Source organism: Ruegeria sp. YKSD179 (assembly GCF_059612885.1).
The window spans coordinates 1-4979 of the sequence record NZ_JBXWRL010000106.1; the positions used below are offsets into that span (position 1 = coordinate 1).

The following is a 4979-nucleotide window of genomic DNA, read 5'->3' on the forward strand; positions in this document are numbered from 1 at the left end:
CCAAAAACTGTCTCAGTTCGGATTGGGGTCTGCAACTCGACCCCATGAAGTCGGAATCGCTAGTAATCGCGTAACAGCATGACGCGGTGAATACGTTCCCGGGCCTTGTACACACCGCCCGTCACACCATGGGAGTTGGTTCTACCCGACGGCCGTGCGCTAACCTTTTGGGGGCAGCGGACCACGGTAGGATCAGCGACTGGGGTGAAGTCGTAACAAGGTAGCCGTAGGGGAACCTGCGGCTGGATCACCTCCTTTCTAAGGATGTTCCTGGCATCACAGAGTTCGCTCTTGATCGTGGAACACTTAGCAAGATCAACAAGCAATGTTGGTCAAACTCTGCAGGCGCTCATGTAGCGCACTGTAAAGAGCCGGGCCGTCCTCATATCTCTTCAGGAATACGCGAGCCACCGGTTCGCATGTGGTTTTGCCCCGAGCTGGCCCTCCCGGTTGTCTTTGCGTAGCGAAGCAACGAGCCGGGCGCCGCCGATTTTGCGGAGCAAAATCAGCTGGGTCGGTAGCTCAGGTGGTTAGAGCGCACGCCTGATAAGCGTGAGGTCGGAGGTTCAAGTCCTCCTCGACCCACCATATTCCGCTTCGCTTCATGTGGCGGGTCTCGTCGGGTGTTTGTTTTGCGCGTCCTCGGATCTTCGATCCCGCGGGCGGTGTTGGCATCGACCCACGGAGGCGCTGCTGTTTGAGCAAAGCGGTTTGGCGGAGATACACAGCATCGGCGTCAAATATGGCCGCAAGCAGCCGGATAGGCGGTAGGCCAAAAAAGATGGGGCCTTAGCTCAGCTGGGAGAGCGCCTGATTTGCATTCAGGAGGTCAGGAGTTCGATCCTCCTAGGCTCCACCATCGTCTCTTTTTGCTGCAGGCAAAAAAATGACGAACAACATTTGCCAAGTAGAGATGAGCGGCAGTTGCGTTTGTGAAGCAAAAGCAATGAGAGCGGCTTTCCGAATTGGCGGTGGCTCCACCATATCGCTTCGATTTGATCATCGAGCACTTGTATGAGTGCTGGATCATCCAATCGGATGGGTGTGCGAACGCGCATTCTCTTTGAGAATACGCTGCCTCACACTTGGCAGACTTTCTTTGGAAGTCGCCGTAATTGACATCGTATAGAGAGAAATCAATCAACACTGTTTGATCGCGCCGAGTGTGGCGTTGATCTCAGTCGTTCCCTCGCAAGAGGGCGGGTTGTGACACGGGTGTTTCCTCGCCTGTCCACGGCTATCGCGGCTGAAACGAACAGAGTTGTCCAAGTCAAGTACACTAACCCGCATGATCTGACGATCATGCATTGTCTTCTATCCTCTGCGTGGGGCCGACCGACATCGGCAGCGCGGGTTCCAGGATGGAAGGCGGGAAAGTATGCTTTTGGTTCAGAAGAATGACTGCCTTTAGTTACCAGCTGGGCGGTCTCGATTGATTTGATTACTAGCGCAGCTTTGGTTGTGTGCGGTCAAACGCACTCAAGTGGCCGAATAGGCGGTAGTGCCAATATCAAGTCTTTCTCTTTCTGGATCAAATCAAGCGCGAGAAGGGCGTTTGGTGAATGCCTTGGCAGCAAGAGGCGATGAAAGACGTGATACTCTGCGATAAGCCATGGGGAGCTGAGAATAAGCTTTGATCCATGGATCTCTGAATGGGGCAACCCACCTGATACACTCTTATTTATTCGACTGCATGTTTTGCTATGCGAGGTTCGTCCTCAAGTAGCTGAATAGGCGGTGGGACAAAATAAGTGTGTTAAACAGGTACTTAAGACCTGAATACATAGGGTTTTAAGAGCAAACCCGGGGAACTGAAACATCTAAGTACCCGGAGGAAAGGAAATCAATTGATACTCCCCTAGTAGCGGCGAGCGAACGGGGACCAGCCGAGCCGGATAAGTGAGAAGAACATGTTGGGAAGCATGGCCATAGCGGGTGACAGCCCCGTATTCGAAGCTTTGACGGACGTATTAAGTAGGGCGGAACACGTGAAATTCTGTCTGAAGATCGGAGGACCACCTTCGAAGGCTAAGTACTCCTTGCTGACCGATAGCGAACCAGTACCGTGAGGGAAAGGTGAAAAGCACCCCGACGAGGGGAGTGAAACAGTACCTGAAACCGAACGCCTACAATCAGTCGGAGGCTCCTTGCGAGCTGACGGCGTACCTTTTGTATAATGGGTCATCGACTTGGTCTCACGAGCAAGCTTAAGCCGTTAGGTGTAGGCGTAGCGAAAGCGAGTCTTAATAGGGCGCATGAGTTCGTGGGATCAGACCCGAAACCGAGTGATCTAGGCATGGCCAGGTTGAAGGTAAGGTAACACTTACTGGAGGACCGAACCCACATCCGTTGAAAAGGATCGGGATGAGCTGTGCCTAGGGGTGAAAGGCCAATCAAACTCGGAGATAGCTGGTTCTCTGCGAAATCTATTTAGGTAGAGCGTCATCCGAATACCCCGGGGGGTAGAGCACTGGATGGGTAATGGGGCCCCACAGGCTTACTGATCCTAACCAAACTCCGAATACCCGGGAGTACTAGATGGCAGACACACTGCGGATGCTAACGTCCGTAGTGGAGAGGGAAACAACCCTGACCTACAGCTAAGGCCCCCAATTCATGGCTAAGTGGGAAAGCAGGTGGGACGACCAAAACAACCAGGAGGTTGGCTTAGAAGCAGCCATCCTTTAAAGATAGCGTAACAGCTCACTGGTCTAAATAAGTTGTCCTGCGGCGAAGATGTAACGGGGCTCAAGCCATGAGCCGAAGCTTAGGATGCCGTAAGGCATGGTAGCAGAGCGTAGTGTGACATAGTTCCTATCCTCTTTAGCGTTCTTCGGAACGCCTTGGAGGATATTTGGAGCTTTCGATGAAGCGGGCGCGTGAGCGATCCCGTGGAGAGATCACTAGTGAGAATGATGACATGAGTAGCGACAAAGAGTGTGAGAGACACTCTCGCCGAAAGTCCAAGGGTTCCTGCTTAAAGCTAATCTGAGCAGGGTAAGCCGGCCCCTAAGCCGAGGCCGAAAGGCGTAGGCGATGGGAACTAGGTTAATATTCCTAGGCCAGGAGGATGTGACGGATTGCAGGGGTAGTTCAACCTTATCGGATTGGTTGGGCTGCTGAGCAGTTCCTGGAAATAGCCCTCCATCAGACCGTACCCTAAACCGACACAGGTGGACTGGTAGAGCATACCAAGGCGCTTGAGAGAACGATGTTGAAGGAACTCGGCAAAATACCTCCGTAAGTTCGCGAGAAGGAGGCCCGGTTCCTAGGCAACTAGGGGCTGGGGGCACAAACCAGGGGGTGGCGACTGTTTATTAAAAACACAGGGCTCTGCGAAGTCGCAAGACGACGTATAGGGTCTGACGCCTGCCCGGTGCCTGAAGGTTAAAAGGAGAGGTGAGAGCCTTGAATTGAAGCCCAGGTAAACGGCGGCCGTAACTATAACGGTCCTAAGGTAGCGAAATTCCTTGTCGGGTAAGTTCCGACCTGCACGAATGGCGTAACGACTTCCCCGCTGTCTCCAACATCGACTCAGCGAAATTGAATTGCCTGTCAAGATGCAGGCTTCCCGCGGTTAGACGGAAAGACCCCGTGCACCTTTACTACAGCTTCGCACTGGCATCAGGATTGTGATGTGCAGGATAGGTGGTAGGCTTCGAAGCGGAAACGCAAGTATCCGTGGAGCCTCCCTTGAGATACCACCCTTCGCACTCTTGATGTCTAACCGCGGTCCGTTACCCGGATCCGGGACCCTGCGTGGCGGGTAGTTTGACTGGGGCGGTCGCCTCCTAAAGCGTAACGGAGGCGCGCGAAGGTTGGCTCAGAGCGGTCGGAAATCGCTCGTTGAGTGCAATGGCAGAAGCCAGCCTGACTGCAAGACTGACAAGTCGAGCAGAGTCGAAAGACGGCCATAGTGATCCGGTGGTCCCGAGTGGAAGGGCCATCGCTCAACGGATAAAAGGTACGCCGGGGATAACAGGCTGATACTGCCCAAGAGTCCATATCGACGGCAGTGTTTGGCACCTCGATGTCGGCTCATCTCATCCTGGGGCTGGAGCAGGTCCCAAGGGTACGGCTGTTCGCCGTTTAAAGAGGTACGTGAGCTGGGTTTAGAACGTCGTGAGACAGTTCGGTCCCTATCTGCCGTGGGTGTAGGAGACTTGAGAGGAGTTGCCCCTAGTACGAGAGGACCGGGGTGAACGATCCACTGGTGGACCAGTTGTCGTGCCAACGGCAGTGCTGGGTAGCTATGATCGGACAGGATAACCGCTGAAGGCATCTAAGCGGGAAGCCCCCCTCAAAACAAGGTCTCCCTGAGGGCCGTGGAAGACCACCACGTCAATAGGCCGGAGATGTAAGCGCAGTAATGCGTTCAGTTGACCGGTACTAATCGCCCGATAGGCTTGATTTGATCCAGTAACAGAAAGACAAAGCTCACCGCCTCAAGTAGCCAAGCGGTAGGCGATCAAACAAGACCAAAAGCATACACCGACCTTGAGTTGGACAACACTGATTGATGTGAAACCCCGTAAGGGGTGACATAATAACCGAGTGGCAACGCGCATTTGCACGCAAAGACGCCGCCCGCCACTCGTCGCGCTTTGCAAAGCAAAGCTGCGACGGGGATTTTCCTCGGTTTGGTGGTCATAGCGCAAGCAAAACACCCGGTCCCATACCGAACCCGGAAGTTAAGTGCTGCCGCGCCAATGGTACTTGGGCTTAAGCCCCGGGAGAGTAGGTCACCGCCAAACCTAGAAAAACCCCCAAACTCTCTAATACGATGACACACTTTCCGACCCTGACGCGGGATGGAGCAGCCCGGTAGCTCGTCAGGCTCATAACCTGAAGGTCGTAGGTTCAAATCCTACTCCCGCAACCAGCGTCGGAATATCTCAAAGAAGCACGTTCAGACTACAATTGATCCCCCGGATCAATTGCTTAACGTCTTCACATCGTCAGCCTCAAACCTAAAGGTC

At 53.8% G+C, this 4979-nt stretch carries 3 tRNA genes and 3 rRNA genes; all 6 read left to right on the top strand.

From position 1 onward, the window contains the following. Positions 1-258 (top strand): 16S ribosomal RNA (locus AC2FNE_RS24310); the annotation flags it as partial. A gap of 253 nt (positions 259-511) precedes the next feature. Continuing rightward, positions 512-588: transfer RNA gene (locus tag AC2FNE_RS24315), tRNA-Ile, on the top strand. A gap of 195 nt (positions 589-783) precedes the next feature. After that, positions 784-859, top strand: a tRNA-Ala gene (locus AC2FNE_RS24320). Positions 860-1534: 675 nt separating this feature from the next. Further along, positions 1535-4414, top strand: a 23S ribosomal RNA gene (locus AC2FNE_RS24325). Positions 4415-4639: 225 nt separating this feature from the next. Beyond that, a 5S ribosomal RNA gene (gene rrf, locus AC2FNE_RS24330) occupies positions 4640-4754 on the top strand. Between the two features lie 51 nt (positions 4755-4805). Continuing rightward, positions 4806-4882, top strand: a tRNA-Met gene (locus AC2FNE_RS24335). Positions 4883-4979: the final 97 nt, after the last annotated feature.